We start from the raw sequence: 22267 nt of genomic DNA, 5'->3' as shown, positions 1-22267 counted from the left end.
GTGCCGGTGAAATCGGATCGCAAGACGTCTGCGGATCTGACGGTCGCCGATCATCGGCACGGGTGTCTGCTCAATAGGGCGCGGTGTCAGGGGGCCGTAGGGGCGGACATCAGCGCCATCAGGTCCGGGGTGTACAGCTCCCGCAGCGAGACGATGCCGGCCACCGCGTCGAAGTAGCGGGTGGTCAGCTCGGGGCTGCTGCCGACGGCGCGCAGCAGCGCGCGGCGCTTGTCCCGCGCCTCGGCCTGGGCCACCAGCAGGGTCGCCTGGTAGTTCTCCATCAGCCGCTGCTCGCGTTCCCGGTCGTAGTCGGCCAGCGCGGCGTCGAGCCGGGTCCGGTCGCCCAGGTGCTCGCCCACCGTCTCGGCGAGCAGGTCGGCCTGCATGAACGCGTCGGCGATGCCGCGCGCGGTCAGCGAGTCCTTGTGGTGACCGGCGTCGCCGACGAGCGCCCAGCCGGGCCCGTGGGCGCGGCGGAAGAAGTTCTGCTGGTCGCCGGTGCCGTGCAGGCCGCCGATCTGCCGGCCGCGTTCCATCTGCTCGTACAGCCGCGGCGCGTTGGTCCGGACGTTGTCGAGGTAGGCCGCGCGCGCGTCGTGCCGGACCTCGTCGAAGCGCTGCTGCGGACAGTAGGCGGCGATGAGCACCGCACCGTCGTTCGTCGGCACCGCCGACACCCAGCCGGTGTCGCCCTCGTACATCTCGAAGTGCGTCTTCGGGCCGTTCCAGAACGCGTAGTACGCGCAGGTCAGCGGCGGGTGGGACGTCGTCGTCGGCGCGCCGGTGAGCCGGGCGACGGTGGAGCGCATCCCGTCGGCGCCGACGACCAGCGCGGCCCGCTCCTCGCCGCGGTCGGTGCGCACCCCGACGACCCGGTCGTCCTCCCACAGCAGGCCGGTGACCCGGCAGTCGTCGCGGAACTCGGCACCGGCGTCGGCCGCGGCACCGGCCAGCAGCGGGTCCAGGACCGAACGGCGGGGCGCGTACGCCGCGCGGATGCCGTCGATGCCGCTGCAGCAGCCCTCGACGCGCACGTCACCCAGCTCGTAGACGACGTGGTCCAGCGGCGGGCAGCCGCTGGCCCGCAGCGCGCCCAGCAGACCCCAGCGGGCCAGCCGCGCGACGCCCGGCTGCTGGATGTACAGCGTGGAGAGCTTGTCGGCCGGAAAGGCGCTGCGGTCCAGCAGCAGCACCCGGTGCCCCTGGCGGGCCAGGAGCATGGCGGTCGGCGCGCCCGCGCAGCGGGCCCCGACGACGACGACGTCGTACATGATCGTTCAACCTCCATCGGCGGTACGGGCGAGGACCACGGCCGTGTTGATGCCCCCGAAGCCGAAGCCGGTGGACAGGGCGTACCGCAGCCGGGCGGGCTCGGGCCCGGGGCCGGCGAACCGGATCCGGGCATCGATCGGTCGGTCCAGGTTCGGGTTGGGGTGCACGAAGCCGCCGGTGAGCTGCGCGACTGTGGCGACGGCCTCGACCACCCCGGCCGAGCCGAGGCAATGGCCGGTCAGCGCCTTGGTGGCGTTCACCCACGGCCGGCCGGCGGCGGCGCCGAGCACGTCGTGCAGCGACGCGAGTTCCGTCTCGTCGCCCAGCCGGGAACCGGTGGCGTGGGCGTTGACGTAGTCCACCTCGTGCGGGGCCAGCCCCGCGGCGGCCAGGGCGGCCCGGATCACGCGGGCCTGCCCGGCCGCGTCGGGGTCGGCGAGCCGGTTGGCGTCCAGGCCGAGCGCGTACCCGGCCACCGTGGCCAGGATCGCCGCACCGCGCCGGGCCGCGGCGGCCGGGTGTTCCAGCACCAGCGCCGCGGCGGCCTCGCCGGGCACGAAACCGCGCCGGTCCCGGTCGAACGGCCGGCAGGCGGCGGCCGGGTCGCCACCCGGTTCGGCGAGCGCGCCGAGAACGGCGAAGCCCCGATGGTGCATCGGTGTCAGTTCGGTGACCGCGCCGACCAGGACGCAGCAGTCCACCGCGCCGGCCGCGACCAGCCGGGCGGCGTGCACGATGCCGACGTTTCCGCTGGCCGAGGCGCCGCCGACGGTGAACCCCTCGCCGGTCGCGGACAGCACCTCGCTGAGCGTCCCGACGTGGTCGGTGTCCTGGACGTGCAGGGCGAACCGCGCCGGCAGGTACGCCGGCCGCTCCTGCCAGGTCCGGTACAGCTCGTGCGTGTAGCGCGCGGTCAGGTTATGCCCGGCCACCACGATCCCGACCCGGTCGCCGGGGATCCCGGCGCCGGGCAGGCCGGCCCCGGTCCACGCCTGCAGCGCCGCCGCGACCGCAGCCCGCACCGGCTGCGGCGCGCGGGCCGCGGCCCGGACCGCCCGGCGGCGCAGCGGCTCGGGCACGCCGGCCACCGCGTCGTCGAACGACCACCAGGTGATCGGCGCGGCCAGGCCGTCAGCGGTGCCGACGACACCGGTGCGGCCCGCCCGCAGCGCCGTGGTGAACGACGGGACGTCCGCCCCGATCGCGCAGACGATTCCGGTGCCGGTCACCGCGACCGTGCTCACATGTGCGTCCGCAACAGCTCGACGATCCGGTCGAGGTCGTTGACGTCGCGGAACTCGGAGATCGGCACCACGATGCCGAGCCGCTCCATGGCCAGCGTCACGACCTCGGCCCGGTCGATGCTCGTGCAGCCGAGGTCGCTCAACGTGCGCCCGGCGGTGACGCTCGCCGGGTCGACGTCCGGGACGACCTCGACGAGGCTCGCCTTCACGACCTCGAAGACGGTCATGCCGGTGACACCCGCGTCCCGGGGCGGTCCCGCCTGGTGAACCGGTGGCCCCGCGTGGTCCCGGTCGCCATCCGGTTGTGCGGGTTGCCGTTGTGTCCCGCGACGAGCACCGAGCCCCAGCGGTCCAGCGACACGGCGCCGCCGTACTCCTCGATGACGTCGGTGTCCGGGTACACGTCCACCGACACCGGCACGTACCGGCCGGCGAAGCCGAGCCGCATCTCCTCGGTGCGTCCCGCGTGCGGCAGCGACGCGTGCATCAGCGTGGACCAGAACATGATGGCCTCGCCGGGCCGCATCACCATCGACACCGCCTTGGACTCGTCGGGCTTCCAGTCCGGGTCGATCTGCAGCTCACGGTAGTCGTAGCCGAAGAAACCGCGGCGTACGCCGTCCTTGTCGGTGCTGTTGATGGAGGTCGGGTCGTAGTGCATCTTCTTGGTCTCGTCGTAGAACATCGTCCGGTGGGTGCCGGGGATGAACTGGAGGCAGCCCGTCTCCTCGTTGGCCTCGGTGAAGGCCGTCCAGACGGTGATCGTGCCGCCGAAGTCCTTCGCGTCGCCGGGCCAGAGGATCTGCGGCTTGCCGGAGGCGTTGGCGAACGTGTCGGCCTGGTGCCAGTCGGTGCCCTCGTCGCCGGGGTACTTGGGGAAGAACTCCGACCGCCAGCACTGCACGTCCGGTCCGAGCACGCTGACGACGCGGTCGACGATCCGCGGGTGGCAGATGTGGTCGGCCAGGAACTCGTTGTCCAGGTGCCGGTCGTAGTTGGAGATGTTCGTGTTGCCGGACAGCGCGGCCTCGTCCTGGTAGACCGCGTGCGAGCGGTCCAGCAGGCGCAGCCGTTCCCGCCGCCACCGCCGCTGCATCTCCTCGACCTCGTACACCGGGAACGGGCCGAAGTACCCGTTGCGGTGGAAGTCGGCCAGCTCCTCGTCGGTGAGTGTGTAGTCGTCCTCCATGTCATCCTCCTACCTGTTGCAGGGAATGGTGGCGTCGGGACGCGTCCACCACCTCGGCGAGGCACCCGACCGTGGGCTCCTCCATCTCGGCGCCGGTCAGCGCGATGCCGAACCGGTCGTTCACCATGGCCACGATCCGGGTGAGGGCCAGCGACGTGGCGCCCAGGTCGAACAGGTCGCCGTCCACCGGCACGTCGCGGCGCAGCACCTCGTCGGCGATCGCCTTCACCCCGGACACGACGTCGTCGCCGGCCGGGCCCGCCGGGTCGGCCGGGCCGGCAAAGCCGGCCAGGCGGTCCAGGACGGCCACGTCGGCCTTGCCCTGCGCGGTGAGCGGGATGTCGGCGACCACGTGGAAGCGGGACGGCCGCAGGTAGCCGGGCAGGTCCGCCACCGTCGCGGCGAGGTCCGCCTCGGTGAGTCCGGCCGGGTCCGCGCCGGGCGGGGGCGCGACGTAGGCGACCAGGCGTACGTCGCCCTCGCCGAAGTCCTGGGCGGTCACCACAGCGGTGCCGACGCCCGGGTGGGCCAGGACCGCCGCCTCCACCTCGCCCGGCTCGATCCGGTAGCCGCGGACCTTCAACTGCCTGTCGACCCGGCCGAGGTAGACCAGGTCACCGTCGGTGCGCACGGCCCGGTCCCCGGAGCGGTACCAGCGCTCACCGCCGGAGGTGACGAAACGCTCGGCGGTCAGCTCCGGCTGGTGCAGGTAGCCCCGCGCCAGCCCGGCGCCCGCCACGTACAGCTCCCCCGGCGTGCCGTCCGGCACCACCGCGCCGGACTCGTCGCGCAGCTCGATCCGTACGCCGGGCAGGGGCCGGCCGATCGGGCTCACCGACGGCCGGTCGAGGTCCGCCGCGACGATCCGGCGGGCGGTGGCGTGCACGGTCACCTCGGTGATGCCGTACATGTTGACCAGTTCCGGCCGGTCGTCGCCGCGCCGGGCGATCCACGGCGCCAGCACCGCGACGTCGAGCCGCTCGCCGCCGAACACCACCAGGCGCAGCTCGTCCGGGCCCTCGTCGGCCAGGTAGGCGGCGGCGAGCCGGCGGAACGCCGACGGGGTCTGGTTGAGCACAGTGACCTGTTCGCGCCGTACCAGGTCCAGCATCAGCGCCGGGGTCCGGGCGACGCGCCCCGGTACGACGACGAGCCGCCCGCCGGACAGCAGCGCCCCCCACAACTCCCAGACCGAGAAGTCGAAGCCGATCGAGTGGAACAGCGTCCACGTGTCGTCGCCGCCGAAGCCGAACCGCTCGGTGCCGTGCTCCAGCAGCGCCACGACGCTGCGGTGCGACACCTCCACGCCCTTCGGCGCCCCGGTGGAACCCGACGTGTGGATGACGTACGCGGGGTCGTCCGGCCCGGCCTCACCGGCCGGCTCCGGTACCGCGTCCGCGCCGACGGCCCGGTCCGCCGGGCCGGCGCCGGCCGTGGCCCCGCCGTCGCCCGGGTCGCCGTCGGCGTCCTCGTCGTCGGCGTCCTCGTCGTCGGTGTCCTCGTCGTCGGTGTCGTCGTCCTCGCTGTCGTCGGCCCACAGCACCGGGCCCGACCACTCCGCGAGCGAGTCCGCGGTCCGGGTCACCGCCACCGTCACCGGAACCCGGCTGCCGGCCAGCACCGCGGCGACCCGCGCGGCCGGATGCTCGGCGTCCACCGGCACGTAGGCGCCGCCCGCCTTCACCACCGCCAGGACGCACACGACCAGGTCGACCGAGCGGTCGACGCACACTCCGACGTGGACGCCGGGGCAGACCCCGTACCCGCGCAGCCGCTCGGCCAGTTCGCCGGACAGGCGGTCCAGCTCGCTGTAGGACAGCCGGTGGTCGCCGCAGGTCACCGCGATCCGGTGCGGCTGTTCCGCCGCCCGCCGGGAGAAGATCGTGTGCAGGCAGTCAGTCACGGGCATCGGTCACCGCTCCGTCTTGGTGGCGTACATGCCCCAGTGCTGGGGCGTCAGCGACAGGTCGGACAGGCTGGACTGGACGAACATCCGATCCCAGCCGCCGCCGCCCTTCTCCGCCGGGATCCACTGGCGGGTGAACACCTCGCGGGTGGCCGGGTCGCTCATCGCGCGGACGCCCATCAACGTGTAGTACGAGCTGAGCGACTTCAGGTGGATGAAGTGGTGGATGCGGTCGGACCGGCCGAACGCCTCCTCGTACAGGTAGATGGTGGCGTGGCCGGCCAGCGCCCGGTTCCAGCTCTCGCACAGGGCCCGGGCGAACGCGCGTCCCTCGGCCCGGAACTCGTAGCGCAGCTCGCCGGTGCGGTGCATGAGGATGCCGCAGGTGGCGGAGTTGAGCTGCTCCTCGACCGGCACGTCGGTCTGCAGCTGCGCGGTGGGTACGGCGAACGTGGCGGCGCCCTCGGTGGTGCGCACCGAGTCCGGCGTCTCGTCCGACGTGCCGTACATGCCGAAGGCCGACGGGATGAGCACCGTCTCGTGCAGGTCGCCGTCGAGGAACATCCGGTCCCACGTGCCGCCGCCGCGGGCGGGGTCGATGCGCTGGCGCATGATGATGTCGCGCCAGCCGGCGTCCCGGCTGCCCATCTCGATCAGCGTCTCGTACGCGTGCAGCGACTTCAGGTGCATCAGCCAGTGGAGGCGGTCCTTCGTGCCGAAGGTCTCCTCGTAGACGAACACCGTGATGATGCCGGCGTAGTTGGTGTTGAGGTACTCCGACAGCTCCCGGGCGAACTGCCGGGCCTCGGAGCGGAACTCGGCACGCAACTGACCGACCCGCTCGACGATCACGCCGGCGTTGCCCGAGTGCAGGATCGCGGCCGGGTCGACCGAGGTCTGGGCCTGGGCGGTCGGCAACACGAACGGCGGACTCGATGTGGTGGTCATCGGAGACTCCTTCGCTTCGGCTGGTTCGGTGGGCGCCCGGACACGCTAGTCAGCATCGGAGCAGCCGCTCTGCTCACTAATGGCCACGGGCGGACAGTGCCGGCGCAGGACGTCGGCCGCCCCGCGCATCAGCAGTTCGGCGATCACGTCGACGTGCCGCAGCCGCCAGTCGGCCAGTTCGGTGCCGCGCACGTACCTGTTGAAGGCGCCCATCGCCGGTCCGGTGTGGACCTGGAAGTTCGCCCGTTCGGTGGTGTCGCCGCGCAGCGCCACCTCCGTGGCGCGGGCGAAGTACCACTTGAACGCCAGGGCCATCCGCCGTCGCGGGCCGGCCCGCTCCACCTCCGCGGCCCGGCCGGTGGCCCGGTAGTGCCGCTCGGTCTCCCGCCACACCTGCGCGAACGACCGGCGGAAGGTGGTCCGCTCCACGGCGTCGCGGATCGCGGCGGGCACCTCGTCCCAGGTGTCGTAGCGGTGGTAAAGCTGGAGCAGCTGGGTGGCCCGCGCCGCGAACATCGTGCCGCGGCGCAGCACCTGCACGCGGGAACCGAACTCGAACGTGTCACCGGCCGGCGCGTACGCGGTGTCCTGGATCCCGGCGCGCGCCAGCAGGTCCTTGACCTCGGGTGACGTCCCGGCCTCGGGAGTCGCCTGGTTGATCGAACCGGTGACCACGAAGTCGGCGCCGAGCACGAACGCCGCGGCGACCGCCTCCGGGGTGCCCAGCCCGCCCGCGGCGCCGACCCGGATCCGCTCCGGGTAGCGGTGCCGGAGCATCTCCGCGTCGCGCAGCAGGGCGAGGTCCGGCACGAGGGTGAGCGCGGACCGCGCGTCGGTGTGCCCGGCCGAGTCGGCCTCGGCGCACAGGTCACCGCTCACCGGCAGCCGCGCCGCCGCGGCGGCCTCCCCGGCGGACAGCGCACCCTCGGCCACCAGGGCGGCGAGCATCGCCGCCGGCGGCGGGGCCAGGAACGCGGCCGCGACCTCGGGCCGGGACACCTTCGCCACGACGTGCCGGACGGCGACCGGGGTGCCGTCGGCGCTCAGGTGCGCGCCGGCGAAGCGGAACCGCACCAGGGCCGCTGTGACAGCCGTGTACCCGGCCGCCTCGACGTAGCGGACGTCGTGCCGGACGTACAGCTCCGCCAGCGCCGACTCCAGCGCCGGGTTGTCCGGCATCGCCAGCAGGTTCATGCCGAAGCGGCCCGGACCGGGATCAGTCGTGAGCGAGCGCAGGACCGCCTCGACCTCGTCGCGGCGGAAGCCGCCCGCGCCGAAGAAGCCGAGCAGGCCCGCCTTGCCCAGGCGGGCGACCATCGCCACCGAGCTGATCCCGCGGTACATCGAGCCGGCGAGGTAGGACCACGTGACGCCGTAGTCGGCGCGGAAGCGCTGGCAGCCGAGCGCCGCCGGTCCCGGGCCGCCACCGTCCGGCACGGCCGGCGCCGCGGCGAGCACCGGGCGGAACAGGTCCGTCAACACCCGGCCCGGCCCCAGCTCCCGTACCGTGCGCACACCGCGGCCGACCAGGTACGCCATTGTCTCGCGCCACCGCACCGGGCGGCGCAGCTGCACGGCGAGCAGGTCGGGCAGCAGCAGCGGGTCGTGCGGCCGGGCGGTCACGTTGGAGATCACCGGCACCCGCGGCGGTGCGAACCGGACCTGCGCCAGCACCTCGGCGAACTCGCCCGCCGCGGCGCGCATGTACCGCGAGTGGAACGCGGCGGCCACCGGCAGCGGGACGCAGCGGCCCAGACCGGCGGCGGTGACCGCCCGGGCCGCCGCCGACAGCGACTCGCGCGGGCCGGAGAGCGTCACCTGGCCGTCGGCGTTGTCGTTGGCCACGTCCACGTCGTCGACACCGGCGGCGGCGAGCACCCCGGGCAGCCGGTCCATGCGTTGTCCGACGACGGCGAGCATGCCGCCGCCGGCCGCCCGCGCCATGATCTCGCCGCGGCGGCACACCAGGCGCAGCGCCTCCTCGAAGTCCAGGCAGCCGGCCGCGAACAGCGCCGCGTACTCGCCGAGGCTGTGCCCGGCGAGGTAGTCCGGCGGCGGCTGCTCGTCGCGCGCCGCCAGGTAGGCCAGCGCGCCGACGACGAACAGCGCGGGCTGCGCGTACCGGGTGTCGCCGAGCAGGGCGTCGTCGCGGCACAGCCGGGCCACCGGTACGCCGATGATCCGGTCGGCGGCGGCGCACTCGGCCGGGAAGCGGTCGAACAGGTCTCCGCCCATGCCCCGGCGCTGCGCGCCCTGCCCCGGGAACACCCAGGCGGACTTCGGTCGTGAGGACACGTCTTGGACTGTCCGGCCCGCCGGACCGGGCGTGCTGCCCAGAGTTGAGCAGCACGCCCGGTCCGGCGCCGCTTAGGTTGCGGCGAAGGCCGGCCTTCGGAGCGGGGAGCGTATGAACGAGCAGACCGCCATCCCGGACCGCGTCGAGATCGTCCTGGACGTCCTGTCGGGCGTGCTGCCCGCCGGGGTCACCGCCGACGCCGACACGCCCCTGGGCGATCTGGGGCTCGGTTCCCTCGCCGCCGCGCGGCTGCTGCTGGAGGTCGGCGCCGTGTTCGGCACCGAGCTGCCGACCGACGCCCTGCGCCGCTGCGCCACCGCCCGGGAGCTGGCCGAGCTGGCCGCCGACGCCGCGCCCGCCGGTGCGGGGCTGCGTCCCGAGGTACGCCCCGAGCCGGCACGGCGGCACGAGCCGTTCCCGCTCACCCCGCTCCAGGAGGGGTACCTGCTGGCCAAGGCGACCGGCCTGCCCGGCTGCCACCTCTACCGCGAGTACGACATCCCCGAGCTGGACGTGGACCGCCTGCGCGCGGCGTGGGGGCGGCTGGTCGGGCACCACGAGGCGCTGCGGCTCGTGCTGACCCCCGACGGGCGCCAGCGGGTGGCCGAGCGGCCGCCGGACTGGACCATGCCGGTCGGCGCCGACGCCCAGGAGGTACGCCGGCGCCTCTCCCACCACTCCTACGGATCGGCCGACGAGCCGCTGTGGTCGGTCGAGGTGACCCGTGCCGCGGACGGCGGCGGCGTGCTGCACCTCAGCGTCGACGCGGCGATCGTCGACGGCGCCGGGCTGGAGCTGATCGTCGAGCAGCTCCGGGCGCTCCACGACGACCCGGGGCACGAGCTGCCCGCCCCCGGCGCCGCGCTGCGCGACCTCGGCGTGGCGCTCGCCGCCCACCGCGACGGCCACGGGTACCGCGCCGGCCTGGAGTACTGGGCCGGCGCGCTGCGCGACCTGCCGCCCGGCCCCGCCCTGCCCACCGCCGGCGCGCAGCCCGGCCCGGTCCGGGTGCCGTACACGGCGGCGCTGACGCGGCGCGAGTGGGCCGCGGTGACCGCGTACGCGGCCGAGCTCGGCGTGTCCCCGACCGCTGTGGTGCTCACCGCCTTCACCGAGGCGCTGCGGCGGGCCGGCGCGGACGGGGCGTTCTCGCTCGTGCTCACCACGAACAGCCGGCTCTGGCTGCCCGCCGAGGCGGCCGCTGTGCCCGGGCCGTTCACCTCGACCACCGTGTTCGTCGCCGAGTCGGCGACCGGGCGGCCGTTCGCCGAGGCCGCCCGGGCGGTCCACGACCGGCTGCGCCGCGACCTCGAACACGCCGACGTGCCCGGCGTGGCCGCGCTCCGCGAGCTGCGGTCCCGCCGGCTGCCGGTCCCGGTGCAGCTGCCGGTGGTGTTCACCAGCCTGCTCGACGTGGGCGGGACCGGCGCCGACGGCCGGTACGCGGTCAGCCAGACCTCCGGCGTCACGCTCGACGCGCAGATCGGCGAACGCGACGGGGAGCTGCGCGTGCGGTGGGACGTGGTGCCGGACGCCTTCGGTCCGGGCGTGGTCGCCGCGACCTTCGCCTGGTTCGTCAACACGCTGCGCTGGCTGCGGCCCGTGCCCGACGGCGCCGGCCGGCCCCTCAACGACCTCCAGCAGGCGTACTTCGTGGCCCGGACCGCGGGTGGCACCGGGCCGTGGAGCGGCTGCCAGGTGGTGCACGCCTTCGCCGTCGAGCGGCTCGACCTGCCCCGGCTGGAGGCGGCCTGGCTGGGCCTGCTCGCCGCGCACGAGCCGCTGCGCACCGTCGTCACCCCGGACGGACGGCTGGTCACCCGCGAGGACGTGCCGGACCGGTGGCACATCCCGGTGACCGGGCCGGACGAACCGGGCGGCGCGCCGTCGTGCGACGCGGTGCAGCGGGACATGGTGGGGCGGGCCTTCCCGCTCGGCCGGCTCCCCCAGGGTGAGGTGCGCGTCCAGGTGGACGAGGCCGGCGCGGCGACCGTGCACGTGGCGCTGGACCTGCTGGTGGCCGACGGCCGCAGCATCCACCTGCTGCTGCGCGAGCTGATGCGCCGCTACGCCGAGCCGGGCACGCCGGTGGCCGGGCCGCCCCGCGCGCCGCAGGCGGCACCGGACCCGCACGCCCGCCGGTACTGGCAGGACCGCCTGGCCGACCTTCCGCCCGGCCCGCCGATCGAGGCGCGCACCGGGCCGCGACGGCGGCGTACCGCCCGGGTGCCGGGCTGGACGCGGATCCGGCGGCTGGCCCGGGAACGCGGCCTCGCCCTCGACGCGCTGCTCATGGCCGCGCTCACCACCGCGCTCGGCACCTGCCACCACGACCGCTTCGCGGTGCCGCTGGTGCGCTGGACGCCGCGGTCCGAGCCGTTCCGGCCCGCCGAGCTGACCGCGCTGAGCTGGCTGGCCGCCGGCGAACCGGGCGAGGGCCTGCTCGACCTCGCCGAGCGCTACGACCGGCAGATCACCGCCGACGCGGCGGCCGACGGCGCGTCGGGCCTGGCCGAGCTGCGGCGGCTGGTGCTGCGGCGGATGCGCGACGGCGGCGCCGGCTACCCGGTCGTGTGCACCGGGCTGCTCGAGCTCGGCGACGTGCCGCTGCCCGACGGCGTGCGCGCCGGCCCGTGGCTGACGTGCACGCCCGACGTGGCGCTGGACTGCATCGCGATCGACGAGGGCGACGGCACGCTGCGGCTGTTCTGGGACGCCACCGAGGACGCGATCGGCGACGACGACCTGGACCGGATCTTCGACGCGTACCGGTCGGCGCTGGCCGAACTGGCCGACCTCAGCGACGTCGTGTACGGGTGGAACGACACCGCCGTCGAATTCCCGCACGCCGGGCCGGTGCACCTGCTGTTCGAGGCCCAGGCGCGGGCCCGGCCCGAGGCGGTCGCCGTACGCGGGCGCGGCGGGACCACGTCCTTCGGTGAGCTGAACGCGGTGGCGAACCGGATCGCGGTCCGGCTGCGCGCCGCGGGCGTCGGTGCCGGATCGGTGGTCGGGATCAGCCTCGCCCGGGGGCCGCTCATGGTCGCCGCCGTGTACGGCGTGCTCAAGGCCGGTGGCGCCTACCTGCCGGTGGAGCCGTCGCTGCCACCGGCCCGGGCCGCGCTGATGCTCGCCGACGGGGGCGCGGTCGCGCTCGTCACGACGAGCGACCTGGACCTGCCGGCGCCGGGCCGGCCGGAGGGGATCGCCGTGGTGCACGCCGACCGGGTCGGCTCGGCGGCCGTACCGGACCCGGAACCGTGCACCGGCGAGGACGACCTCGCGTACGTCATCTTCACCTCCGGCAGCACCGGCCGGCCCAAGGGCGTCGCGGTCACCCACCGGGCCGTGCACAACCTCCTGCACTGGGCGCGCCGGACGTTCCGCTTCGGACCGCAGGACACCGGGCTGTGCGTGACGTCGCTCGGCTTCGACCTGTCCGTGTTCGACATCCTCGGGCTGCTCGGGTACGGCGCCTCGATCTACGTCGCCGACTCCGAGCAGCAGAAGGATCCGGCGCTGCTGCTGGACGTCCTGCTGCGGGAGCCGGTCACGTTCTGGAACTCCGCGCCGACCACACTGGCGCACGTCGTACCGCTGGCCGCCGCGCACCGCGGCGGGCCCGGCACGACCGGCCTGCGGCTGGTGTTCCTCAGCGGTGACCACACGCCGCTGTCCCTGCCGGGCGAGCTGCGGGCCTGCTTCACCGCCGCCGAGATCGTCAACCTCGGCGGGGCGACCGAGGCCACCGTGTGGTCGAACTGGTACCGCGTCGGGACGGTCGACCCCGGGTGGCGCAGCATCCCCTACGGCCGGCCCATCGACAACGCCCGCTACTACGTCCTGGACGACGACCGGCGCCCGTGCCGGCCCGGCGTCGAGGGCGACCTCTACATCGCCGGGGAGGTGCTCAGCGCCGGCTACCACAACCGGCCGGACCTCACCGAGGACCGGTTCGTGCCGTGCCCGTTCGGGCCACCCGGAGACCGGATGTACCGCACCGGCGACCGGGCGGCGTTCCTGCCGGACGGCAACCTGACCTTCCTGGGCCGGGCCGACCACCAGGTGAAGATCCGCGGGTTCCGGGTCGAACTCGGCGAGATCGAGCACCGGCTGCGCGGCCATCCGGGCGTCAAGGACGCGGTGGTGGTGGCCCGCGAGGAGGGCGGCGAACGCAAGCTGGTGGCGTACCTGCTGTCCTCCGGTGGCGTCGCTCCGGCCGTCCGCGACCTGCGGGCCTTCGCCGCCGAGACGCTGCCGGACTACATGGTGCCGAGCCACCTGGCGGTGCTGGAGCAGTTCCCCGCCACCGACAACGGCAAGCTGGACCGCGCCGGGCTGCCGTGGCCGCTGCCGCCGGTCCTGCCGGACGCCGCACACACACCGGTCGCGCCGCCGGAACCGGCGGACGCCCCGCCCGCGCCGGGCGTCCGTCAGGTCCTCACGGACCTGTTCGCCGACCTGCTCGGCGAGACCGTCGACCCGGCGGCCGACCTGTGGGACCAGGGCGCCACGTCGTTCACCATGGTTCAGGTCTCGGCCCGGCTGCACGAGCGTCTCGGCCCCCGGGTGCCGGTGGCGGCGCTGCTGGAGCACCCGACGATCGACGGCATCGCCGCGCACCTGTCGCCCGGCCCGCCCGAACCGGTGCCCGCGGGCGCGCCCCCGGCCACCGCGCCGCCGCCGCGCACCGTCGACGTGCTCTCCCCCGCCGAGCGGTCCGCCTTCGCCGCGGCCCGGTTCGACCTGCGCGACGACGGCGAGGCCGTACCGCTGCCCGGGGAACGCCCGGCGCGGCGGCGGTACCGGCGGCGGGCCTCGCGCCGCGACTTCCTCGACCGGCCGGTGCCGCTGCCCACCGTGGCGGGCCTGCTGAGCCTGCTGCGCCCGCTGGCCGACGGCGACCGCACGCGGCGGCTGTACCCGTCGGCCGGCGACACCTACGGCGTGCAGGTCTACGTCCACGTGCCCGGCGACCGGGTCACCGGGCTGCCGGCCGGCGTCTACTACCACCACCCCGACGAACACGCGCTGCGCCGGGTCGGCGACGGAACCGCCCTGGACCGCACCGCGCACTTCGTCTACAACCGGCCGGTGTACGACCGGGCGGCGTTCCAGCTCCTCCTCGTCGGGCAGGCGCGGGCGATCCGCCCGCTGTACGGCGACGACGCCGAGCGGTACCTCGCGCTGGAGGCCGGCTACCTCGGCCAGGTGCTGATGGGCGCCCAGGCCGACCACGGGCTGGGGTTGTGCCCGGTCGGCGCGGTCGCCGAGGCGCCGGTCCGCGCCGCGTTGCGGCTGGACGACGACCACGTGTTCCAGCAGGCGTTCCTGTGCGGCCCGGTGACGCGCGACGACGAGACCGACACACCCGCCGCCGGGCCGCGCGAGATCGCCGTGGTCGGGGTGGCCGGCCGCTACCCCGGCGCGGACGACGTCCCGACGCTCTGGCGCAACCTCGACGCCGGCCACTGCGCGATCACGCCGCCCCCGCCCGGGCGGGGAGACGGACCGGCCGGCGGCTACCTGTCCGGCCTGGAGACGTTCGACAGCATGGTCTTCGGGATCACGCCGGCCGAGGCCGCCGTCCTCGACCCGCAGGTACGCGTGCTGCTCGAAGTGGTGTGGGCGTGCCTGGAGGACGCCGGCCACACCCCGGCGTCCCTCGGCCGGGTCGGTGTCTTCGTCGGCGTGATGTGGCACGACCACCGCCTCGCCGGCACCGACCGGTGGCGCGACGGCGACCCGGCCCGGATCTCCGGCACCGGGTCCGAGATCGCCAACCGGATCTCCCACGCCTTCGACTTCCGCGGCCCGAGCGTCGCCGTGGACACCTCCTGTTCCTCCGCGCTCACCGCCCTGCGCCAGGCGGCCGAGAGCCTCGACCGGGGCGACTGCGACGCCGCCCTGGTCGGCGCGGTCAACCTGCTGGCACATCCGTACCACGCGGCGGTGCTGCGCGGGCTGGGCCTGGTCGCCGAGACGCCGCACCCGGCACTGGACGCCGCCGCCGGCGGCTGGTCGCCGGGCGAGGGTGCCGGTGCCGTGCTGCTGCGCCGGCTCGGCGACGCGCGCCGGGACCGCGACCGTGTCGACGCCGTGGTGGAGGGCACCTGGGTGGGGCACAGCGGCGCGACGAGCCGGTTCGGCACGCCCGACGCGGCCACCCTCGCCGGCTCGCTCGCCGAGACGGTCCGCCGGGCCGGGCTCACCGCCGCCGACATCGGGTACGTCGAGTGCGCGGCCTCCGGGGCCGCCCTGTCCGACGCCGCCGAGATCGAGGCCGTGGGCCGGTTCCTGGCCGCCGCCGCGCCCGAGGGGGTACGCGTGCCGATCGGCACCCTCAAGCCGAACCTGGGCCACGCGGAGGCCGCATCAGGGCTCGCGCAGCTGACCAAGGTGCTCCTCCAACTGCGGCACCGCCGGCTCGTACCGACCCTGCTGGCGGAGGCGCCCCACCCGCTCGTCGACCTCGACGCGCTTCCGGTGCGGTTCGTGCACCGGTCCGAGCCGTGGACCGGCGGCCCGCTGCGCGCGCTCGTCACCGCCGTCGGCGCGACCGGCACGGTGGGGCACGTGGTGCTGCGGTCCGACGAGGAGGAACGATGAGCAACCCGTGGATCAAGAGCCCGGCCGACCCGGACGCCCCGATGCTGCTGTACTGCGTCCCGCACGCCGGGGGCGGCGGCTCGTTCTTCCGGCCGTGGCGCGCCGCGCTGGAGCCGTACCTGGGTGTCTGCCCCGTCGTGCTGCCCGGCCGGGAGTCCCGCCTGCGGGAGGCACCGTACACCAGCATCGACAGTCTCGTGCCGCCGCTGGCCGCGGCGATCGGCGCGCACGCGGACCGCCCCTACGCGTTGTTCGGGCACAGCATGGGCGCGGTGGTCGCCTACGAGACCGCCCGGCGGCTGTCCGCCGGGGCGGGCGGCCCGGCACGGCTGTTCGTCTCCGGCCGGCGCGCGCCGCACCTGCCGGCCCGCCGGCCGGACCGGCACACGCTCGGCGCGGACGAGTTCCTGCCGGCGGTAGCGGCGCTCGGTGGCACGCCGGACGAGGTGCTGCGGCGACACGACCTGATGGCGTTGTTCCTGCCGGGGCTGCGCGCCGACTTCGCGGTCAACGAGACGTACCGCCAGTTACCCGGCCCGCCGCTGCGCTGTCCCGTGTCGGCGTTCACCGGCGACGCCGACCCGGAGGTCGACGTGGTGGAGATGCGTTCCTGGGCCGATGTCACGTCGGCCGGCTTCAGCCTGCGGGTGTTCAGCGGCGGGCACTTCTACCTGGCCGGTCCGCCCGCCGAGCTGGCCGAGGCGCTGCTGGCCGATCTCGCCGTACGGTCCTGAGCCGGTCCGGAGACGACGGAACGGGACGGGCCCTGCGCCCGTCCCGTTCCCGTTTCTCCGTTCCTCAGGTCGGCAGCGAGGCCACGACCTCCTGGGTCGCCTGGAGCAGGATCCGCGCCATCGTGCGCAGTTCCTCCTCGGTCATCACCAGCGGCGGCACGATCACGATGGTGTCGCTCGGCGCCGAGTGGATGATCATGCCCAGTTCCCGGCACCGTTCGGTGATGCGCGTCGCGACGCCCAGCTCCATCGGGAACGGCTCGCGGGTCTCCACGTCGGCCACCAGCTCGACGGCGGCCAGCAGGCCGCACTGCCGGACGTCGCCGACGTGCGCCACGCTGCGGAACTTGTCCAGTTCCTCGGCCAGGACCACGGCCTGCGCCTGGCCGTGCCGGATCAGGTCGTCCTTCTCGAACAGGTCCAGGCTCGCCAGCGCCACGGCGACGGCGAGCGGGTTGCCGGAGAACGTGTGCCCGGACAGCAGCATCTTGCCGTCACCGCGGAACGCGTCGAACACCTCCTTCGACGCCATCGTCGCCGTCAACGGCATGTACCCGCCGGTCAGGCCCTTGCCGACGCACAGGATGTCGGGCGACACCCCGTCGGCCTGGCAGGCGAACATCGGGCCGGTACGGCCGAAGCCCACACCCAGCTCGTCGGCGATGAGCAGGACGCCGTACCGGCGGGCGATCTCGGCGACCCGGGCCAGGTGACCGTCGCGTGCCACGATCATGCCGCTGACGTTCTGCACGCGCGGCTCGACGAGCACGGCGGCCACCTCGTCGCCTTCGCGCTCCAGCACCTCCTCCAGCGTGTCCGCGCAGGCCAGGTTGCAGTTGTTGTGGCACAGTCCGCAGCGGTACGCGTACGGCTGGGCGAACGAGCTGGTCTCGCGCAGCAGCGGCTGGTAGAAGTTCTTCAGGATCGTCATCTGGCCCACCGACAGCGCGCCGATGGTGTCGCCGTGGAAGGCCCCGCCCATGGACACGAACTTGTTGCGCTGCGGCGATCCCTTGAAGACCCAGTAGGAGTACGCCATCTTCATCGCCGTCTCCACGGCGCTGGAGCCGGACTCCAGGAACAGCACCTTGTCGATGCCCTCCGGGGCGAGCCGGACCAGCCGGTCGGCGAGCTCCGCGGCGCCCGGGTGGGTCATGCCGTAGAGCGTGGTGTGCGCGATCTTCGCCGCCTGCGCGGCCAGCGCCTCGTTCAGTTCCCGACGCTGGTGGCCGTGGATGTTGACGCCCAGCGAGGAGCCCGCGTCGAGATAGCGGTTGCCGTCGCTGTCCACCAGGTAGACACCCTCGCCGTGGGTGATCACCAGGGGCTTGGCGTTGAGGTAGGCGTCGGTGGGGGTGTACGGGTGCCACACGCGCTGCTGGTCCAGCGTGCGCAGGCGTTCGGTCTCCGTGGTTTCGAGGTCCATGCGTCGGCGCTCCGTCATCGAAGGGAACCAGGACAACAGCACGCAGTCCACCGGAACAGGGCCGGTGACGTCTGCGCAGTAGTGCGCAGGGTGGCCGGTGCTCAACTCTGAGCAGAGGTGTCGCCGAGGCCCGGAAATGCTCATCCGGAGCCGGCGCCGACCGGTGCGGCCGAACGCTGGAGAGGGGACGCCGACGTGACGACCTCCGAACAACCGGACCTGATGTCACAAGCCGCACGGGAGACGGCCTACGACACCTACGCCGCCCTCCGCGACACCAACCCGGTCTCCCGGGTCCGGATGCCCACCGGCCAGGACGTCTGGCTGGTCACCGGCTACGACGAGTGCACCAGCTTCCTCACCGACTACCACCGGTTCAAGACCAGCCCGACCGTGATGCCCGAGGGCATGGAGGCGCCGGCGCTGCCCGAGGCGGTGGTACGGCTGCTCGGCGGCAGCATGGGCAGCGTCGACCCGCCCGAGCACACGCGGCAGCGCCGGCTGGTGCAGCAGGCGTTCACACCGCAGTACGTCGAACGGCTGCGCCCCGGCGTCCAGCAGATCACCGACCAGCTGGTCGACGGGCTGCTCGACCGCGAGGAACGGACCTTCGACCTGGTCGAGGACTTCGCGGTGCCGCTGCCGCTCACCGTCATGTCCGACATGCTGGGCATCCCCCGCGCCGACCGGGACCGGTTCCGGCTCTGGTCGGAGCTGCTGCTGTCGCTGGACCCGACCTCCGCGCAGTCCGCGCCGCAGGGCATGAGCCCGGCCGAGGTGATGGCGGAGATCGAGGAGTTCGTGCGCTACCTGGACGCGCTGATCCAGCGCAAGCGCGCCGAGCCCGGCGACGACCTCATCTCCGGGATGGCCCTGGCCGAGGCCGACGGCGAGCGGATGAGCGACGACGAGCTGCTGAAGATGGTGGCGCTGCTCGTGGTCGGCGGTCTCGGCACCACCCAGCACCTGATCGGCAACATGGTCCTGGCGCTGTTCCGCAATCCCGACCAGTTGCGGCTGCTGCGCGACAAGCCCGAGCTGGCGCCGGGCGCCGTCGAGGAGATGCTGCGCTACCACGGCCCGATCGAGATCAGCTTCCCGCGGTTCGCCGCCGAGGACACCGAGATCGGCGGCGTGCCGATCAGCCGCGGCGAGATGGTCATCGGGGTCCTCGCGGCCGCCGACCGCGATCCGGGCCGCTACCCGGAGCCGGACCGGCTCGACATCGAACGGACCGCCAACCGGCATCTCGCGTTCGGCCGGGGCGCCCACATGTGCCTGGGCGCGCCGCTGGCCCGCGTCGAGGGGCAGGTCGCCATCACCACGCTGATCGCCCGGATGCCCGACCTGCGCCCGGCGCAGAGCCTCGACGAGACGCCCTGGCGGCCCGGCCTCACGCTGCGCGGGCTGACCGCGCTCACGGTCGAGTTCTGACCGGGCCGGCGCGACCGGCTCCCACTGCGGTTCGGCCGGCCGGCCGGTGCGCATCCCGACCGAACCGCAGAGGGAGGAGACGACGTGGCGAACGCCATCGTCGCTGACGGACTACGCAGACAGTTCGACAAGGTGACCGCGCTGGACGGCCTGGACCTGGTGGTGCCGGAGGGCACGATCACCGGGATCCTCGGGCCGAACGGCGCGGGCAAGAGCACCGCCGTCCGGCTGCTCACCACACTGCTCGCCCCGACCGGCGGCCGGGCCGAGGTGGCCGGATTCGACGTGGTCACCCAGGCCGCCGAGGTACGCCGGGTGATCAGCCTGTCCGGGCAGCACGCCGCCGTCGACGAGAACCTCTCCGGGTTCGAGAACCTGGAGATGCTGGGCCGGCTGCTGCACCTGGGCTCCCGGCGGAGCCGGCAGCGGGCCGACGAGCTGCTGCAACGCTTCGACCTCGTGGACGCCGCCGGGCGCCGGGCGAAGGAGTACTCCGGCGGCATGCGCCGGCGCCTCGACCTGGCCGCCGCGCTGATCCGTACGCCCCGGGTGCTGTTCCTGGACGAGCCGACCACCGGCCTGGACACCCGGAGCCGGACGGCGCTCTGGGACACCATCGGCGAGCTGGTCTCCGGCGGCATGACGCTGCTGCTGACCACGCAGTACCTCGAGGAGGCCGACCGGCTGGCCGACCAGATCGTGGTGATCGACCACGGCCGGGTGGTCGCCGACGGCACGCCGGACGAGCTGAAGCGACGGGTCTCCGGCACCAGCCTGGAGATCACGGTCGGGCCGGACGCCGACCTGACCGCCGCGCAGGCGGTGCTCACCTCGCTCGGCACCGGTCCGGCGAGTGTGGACGAGGCCGCCGGCCGGATCTCCGTGCCGGCCGGTGACGGTGTGGACACGCTGCTGGCCGGCGTGCGGCTGCTGCGCCAGGCCGGCATACCGGTCCGGGACGCCGCGCTGCGCACCGCGACGCTGGACGACGTCTTCCTCGCCCTCACCGGCGGCCCCGGCCCGCGCACCGGTGACGAGCCCGTCAAGGAGACCGTGGAGGAGAAGCAGTGAACGCCGTCGTACTGGCCTTCGGTGAGGGCGTCGTCGTCGCCAAGCGCAACCTGCGGATGATCCTGCGCGTACCCGAGATGCTGCTCAACGCGGCCATCGCGCCGGCGATGATGACGCTGCTGTTCGGCTTCATCGTCGGCGGCGCGATCGACGTGCAGGGGGTGCCGTACCGCGAGTACCTGCTCGGCGGCATCTTCGTCCAGGCGGTCCTCTTCGGCGCCGTCAACACCGGCACCGCGATCGCCGCCGACCTGCGCAACGGCATCGTCGACCGGCTCATGTCGATGCCCATCTCCCGGTCCGCGGTGCTCGTCGGCCGCACCACGAGCGACCTGGTCAACAGCGGCGTGGTCATCACCGTCACCGCGCTGCTCGGCCTGGTCGTCGGGTGGCGCAGCCGCACGTCGCTGCCGGAGGCGGCACTGGGTTTCCTGATCCTGTTGGCGTTCGCGTACGCGCTGTCGTGGCTGATGGCCGTCGTGGGACTGGCGTCCCGGGCGCCGGAGGCGGTCAGCAGCACCGGCTTCACCATCGCCATCCCGCTGGGCTTCCTCTCCAACGCCTACGTGCCGATCGACTCGATGCCGGGGGTCCTGCAACCGGTCGCCGAGTGGAACCCGGTCTCGGCGATCGTCCAGGCGGTCCGGGTCCAGTTCGGCAACGTCGACCCGGCCACCGCGCCGGACGTCTGGCCGCTGCAACACCCGGTCGCCGCCTCCGGGCTGTGGATCGGCGCGCTGCTGGCCCTGTCGATCCCCCTGGCGATCGCCCAGTTCCGCAGGTCCGCCGGGCGCTGAGAACGACGACTCCGCCCGCGCCCTCGGCGTGCGGGCGGAGTCGTCGTCGGTGAGGGCCTACTCCACCAGGACGCGGTCCGGCGCGCGGCGGCGCAGCCGGCTGGAACGCCGCAGCGACCGCAGCCACATCAGGGTGCCGCCGCCGTCGAGCAGGAACGACAGCATCGCCAGCGCGAGCACGTCCGCCCAGGTGAACTGGCCGGTCATCTCGTCACCGCGGAAGAAGCCGACGACCCGGACCAGGTAGAACCACAGCAGCGGGATCGTCGCGGTGAACAGGACGGCCAGGGCCACCACGCGGCCCAGCACCCAGACCACCGCGTAGATCCGGATGGTGCGCATCTCGCCGCGCCCGACCCCGGACTGGTCGATGAGCCGGCGGCGCAGCACCCGCCGGACGAGGTTGCGCAGGTAGGCGCCGGTGTCGGCCATCAGGCTGCGGGTGTCCAGCGCCGTCGTGATCAGGTAGTAGAAGTCGGTGCGCAGGAACAGGAACGTCTGCCAGAGCAGCCGGATGAACGAGGTGAACAGCACGCCGGCCACCACCAGCCGTACCGGCTCCGGCAGGCCGAGGACACCGGCGTCGTTCAGCCACAACGTGATGAACAGCAGCGCCGCGCCGATCACGTCGACGAGCGGCCCGACCAGCACCGCGACGAAACGTTCCCGCTTGGACGCCATCCACATCCCGGACAGGTCGGTCTGCGCGACGATGGCGTACATCTGGTTGCCGACCGTCATCCGGGCCGACGTGCCGGCGGCGCGTGCCCCCACGACGTGGGCCAGCTCGTGCAGCCACACGCCGACCACCGCGATGCCCAGGACGACCAGCAGGTAGGCCCAGAAGTGGGAGTGGAACATGAGGCTGGACGGTCCGGGCACCAGCCCCGGCCGGTCGACGGCCATCCCGACCGCGACTCCGACGATCACCGCGCAGACGGCGAGCACCGGCCGGCTCAGCAGGCGCCGCGCGGCCCGAGGGGACAGCCACTCCAGATGCCCGCCGCGTCGCGGCCGGCGCGGGCCGGCCTCCGGCGGCGGATCCGGTACGCCGGCCGGGGCGAGGAACCCCTCGTCGGCCAGCGCCTGGAGGAACGCGTCGGCGTCCGGCGACGCCTCGTGCGTCGCCTCGAAGCGGCGGACGGCCGCACCGACCGTGGCACCGTCGCGCAGCCACTCCAGCAGGTCGAGGCCCTCGGCCGGGATGGACAGGTAGACCTGACGACTGTCGTCCCCGATCACGGCGAAGTCACCGTCCCTGCGGGCGGTGTACGGCCGGACCAGGACCGGTGCGTCGAGGGCGAAATCGGTCACTGTGGGACATCTCCTCTGACGGTGCGG

The 22267-nt window shown here is 74.1% G+C and carries 14 protein-coding genes; 5 read left to right on the top strand and 9 right to left on the bottom strand.

Going from position 1 to position 22267, the window contains the following annotated elements:
• Window positions 1-86: 86 nt before the first annotated feature.
• From GA0070215_RS05500 to fabD, 7 genes are read right to left on the bottom strand one after another with little or no spacing between them, the layout of a single operon-like run.
• Window positions 87-1271: an NAD(P)/FAD-dependent oxidoreductase gene (locus GA0070215_RS05500; RefSeq protein WP_091042505.1), complete on the bottom strand. Its 1185-nt coding sequence runs from the start codon at window positions 1269-1271 to the stop codon at window positions 87-89.
• Between the two features lie 6 nt (window positions 1272-1277).
• A complete protein-coding gene (locus tag GA0070215_RS05495; protein ID WP_091042502.1) occupies window positions 1278-2516 on the bottom strand; it encodes a beta-ketoacyl synthase N-terminal-like domain-containing protein in 1239 nt (412 codons plus the stop codon).
• Complete coding sequence (locus tag GA0070215_RS05490; RefSeq protein ID WP_013287026.1) at window positions 2513-2743, bottom strand: phosphopantetheine-binding protein; 231 nt, start codon at window positions 2741-2743, stop codon at window positions 2513-2515. The genes GA0070215_RS05495 and GA0070215_RS05490 overlap by 4 nt, the downstream gene beginning before the upstream one ends.
• On the bottom strand, window positions 2740-3705 hold the full coding sequence (locus GA0070215_RS05485) for a chlorinating enzyme (RefSeq protein WP_018783910.1): 966 nt from the start codon (window positions 3703-3705) through the stop codon (window positions 2740-2742). Before GA0070215_RS05485 ends, GA0070215_RS05490 begins: the two co-directional genes overlap by 4 nt.
• Before the next feature lies 1 nt (window position 3706).
• Window positions 3707-5614: a non-ribosomal peptide synthetase gene (locus tag GA0070215_RS05480; RefSeq protein ID WP_091042497.1), complete on the bottom strand. Its 1908-nt coding sequence runs from the start codon at window positions 5612-5614 to the stop codon at window positions 3707-3709.
• Between the two features lie 3 nt (window positions 5615-5617).
• Complete coding sequence (locus GA0070215_RS05475; protein ID WP_018783908.1) at window positions 5618-6559, bottom strand: DUF6039 family protein; 942 nt, start codon at window positions 6557-6559, stop codon at window positions 5618-5620.
• A 45-nt stretch (window positions 6560-6604) separates the two neighbouring features.
• Entirely contained in the window at window positions 6605-8854 is a 2250-nt protein-coding gene (gene fabD, locus GA0070215_RS05470) for an ACP S-malonyltransferase (RefSeq protein WP_244166870.1), read from the bottom strand.
• 112 nt (window positions 8855-8966) lie between these two features.
• On the opposite strand from fabD, the gene GA0070215_RS05465 reads away from it, so the two are divergent.
• Window positions 8967-15464 carry a non-ribosomal peptide synthetase gene (locus GA0070215_RS05465; RefSeq protein WP_091042493.1) on the top strand — a complete coding sequence of 2166 codons (6498 nt, stop codon included), beginning with the start codon at window positions 8967-8969 and terminating at the stop codon, window positions 15462-15464.
• Window positions 15461-16198: a thioesterase II family protein gene (locus tag GA0070215_RS05460; protein ID WP_091042489.1), complete on the top strand. Its 738-nt coding sequence runs from the start codon at window positions 15461-15463 to the stop codon at window positions 16196-16198. The genes GA0070215_RS05465 and GA0070215_RS05460 overlap by 4 nt, the downstream gene beginning before the upstream one ends.
• Before the next feature lie 64 nt (window positions 16199-16262).
• Here GA0070215_RS05460 and bioA read toward each other — a convergent pair whose 3' ends face one another.
• Complete coding sequence (gene bioA / locus GA0070215_RS05455) at window positions 16263-17624, bottom strand: adenosylmethionine--8-amino-7-oxononanoate transaminase (RefSeq protein WP_091042486.1); 1362 nt, start codon at window positions 17622-17624, stop codon at window positions 16263-16265.
• Between the two features lie 195 nt (window positions 17625-17819).
• On the opposite strand from bioA, the gene GA0070215_RS05450 reads away from it, so the two are divergent.
• The 3 genes from GA0070215_RS05450 (at window position 17820) to GA0070215_RS05440 (ending at window position 20926) form a co-directional block, all read left to right on the top strand.
• Window positions 17820-19058: a cytochrome P450 family protein gene (locus GA0070215_RS05450; RefSeq protein ID WP_091042482.1), complete on the top strand. Its 1239-nt coding sequence runs from the start codon at window positions 17820-17822 to the stop codon at window positions 19056-19058.
• A gap of 84 nt (window positions 19059-19142) precedes the next feature.
• On the top strand, window positions 19143-20129 hold the full coding sequence (locus tag GA0070215_RS05445; RefSeq protein WP_091042479.1) for an ATP-binding cassette domain-containing protein: 987 nt from the start codon (window positions 19143-19145) through the stop codon (window positions 20127-20129).
• Window positions 20126-20926, top strand: coding sequence for an ABC transporter permease (locus tag GA0070215_RS05440; protein WP_018783901.1), 801 nt, complete (start codon window positions 20126-20128; stop codon window positions 20924-20926). Before GA0070215_RS05445 ends, GA0070215_RS05440 begins: the two co-directional genes overlap by 4 nt.
• A 57-nt stretch (window positions 20927-20983) precedes the next feature.
• Here GA0070215_RS05440 and GA0070215_RS05435 read toward each other — a convergent pair whose 3' ends face one another.
• Window positions 20984-22240: a hypothetical protein gene (locus GA0070215_RS05435; protein ID WP_018783900.1), complete on the bottom strand. Its 1257-nt coding sequence runs from the start codon at window positions 22238-22240 to the stop codon at window positions 20984-20986.
• Window positions 22241-22267 lie beyond the last annotated feature (27 nt).

The sequence above is a fragment of the Micromonospora marina genome (assembly GCF_900091565.1).
GTDB lineage: Bacteria > Actinomycetota > Actinomycetes > Mycobacteriales > Micromonosporaceae > Micromonospora > Micromonospora marina.
The sequence above is the reverse complement of the archived record's forward strand: the minus strand, read 5'-3'. Positions and strand labels throughout refer to the sequence as shown.

What these genes read in the sequence shown, in the direction of transcription:
- GA0070215_RS05500 (WP_091042505.1), bottom strand. Translation starts at nt 1,271, where the DNA reads ATGTACGACGTCGTCGTCGTCGGGGCCCGCTGCGCGGGCGCGCCGACC.
- GA0070215_RS05490 (WP_013287026.1), bottom strand. Translation starts at nt 2,743, where the DNA reads ATGACCGTCTTCGAGGTCGTGAAGGCGAGCCTCGTCGAGGTCGTCCCG.
- GA0070215_RS05485 (WP_018783910.1), bottom strand. Translation starts at nt 3,705, where the DNA reads ATGGAGGACGACTACACACTCACCGACGAGGAGCTGGCCGACTTCCAC.
- GA0070215_RS05480 (WP_091042497.1), bottom strand. Translation starts at nt 5,614, where the DNA reads ATGCCCGTGACTGACTGCCTGCACACGATCTTCTCCCGGCGGGCGGCG.
- GA0070215_RS05475 (WP_018783908.1), bottom strand. Translation starts at nt 6,559, where the DNA reads ATGACCACCACATCGAGTCCGCCGTTCGTGTTGCCGACCGCCCAGGCC.
- GA0070215_RS05465 (WP_091042493.1), top strand. Translation starts at nt 8,967, where the DNA reads ATGAACGAGCAGACCGCCATCCCGGACCGCGTCGAGATCGTCCTGGAC.
- GA0070215_RS05460 (WP_091042489.1), top strand. Translation starts at nt 15,461, where the DNA reads ATGAGCAACCCGTGGATCAAGAGCCCGGCCGACCCGGACGCCCCGATG.
- bioA (WP_091042486.1), bottom strand. Translation starts at nt 17,624, where the DNA reads ATGGACCTCGAAACCACGGAGACCGAACGCCTGCGCACGCTGGACCAG.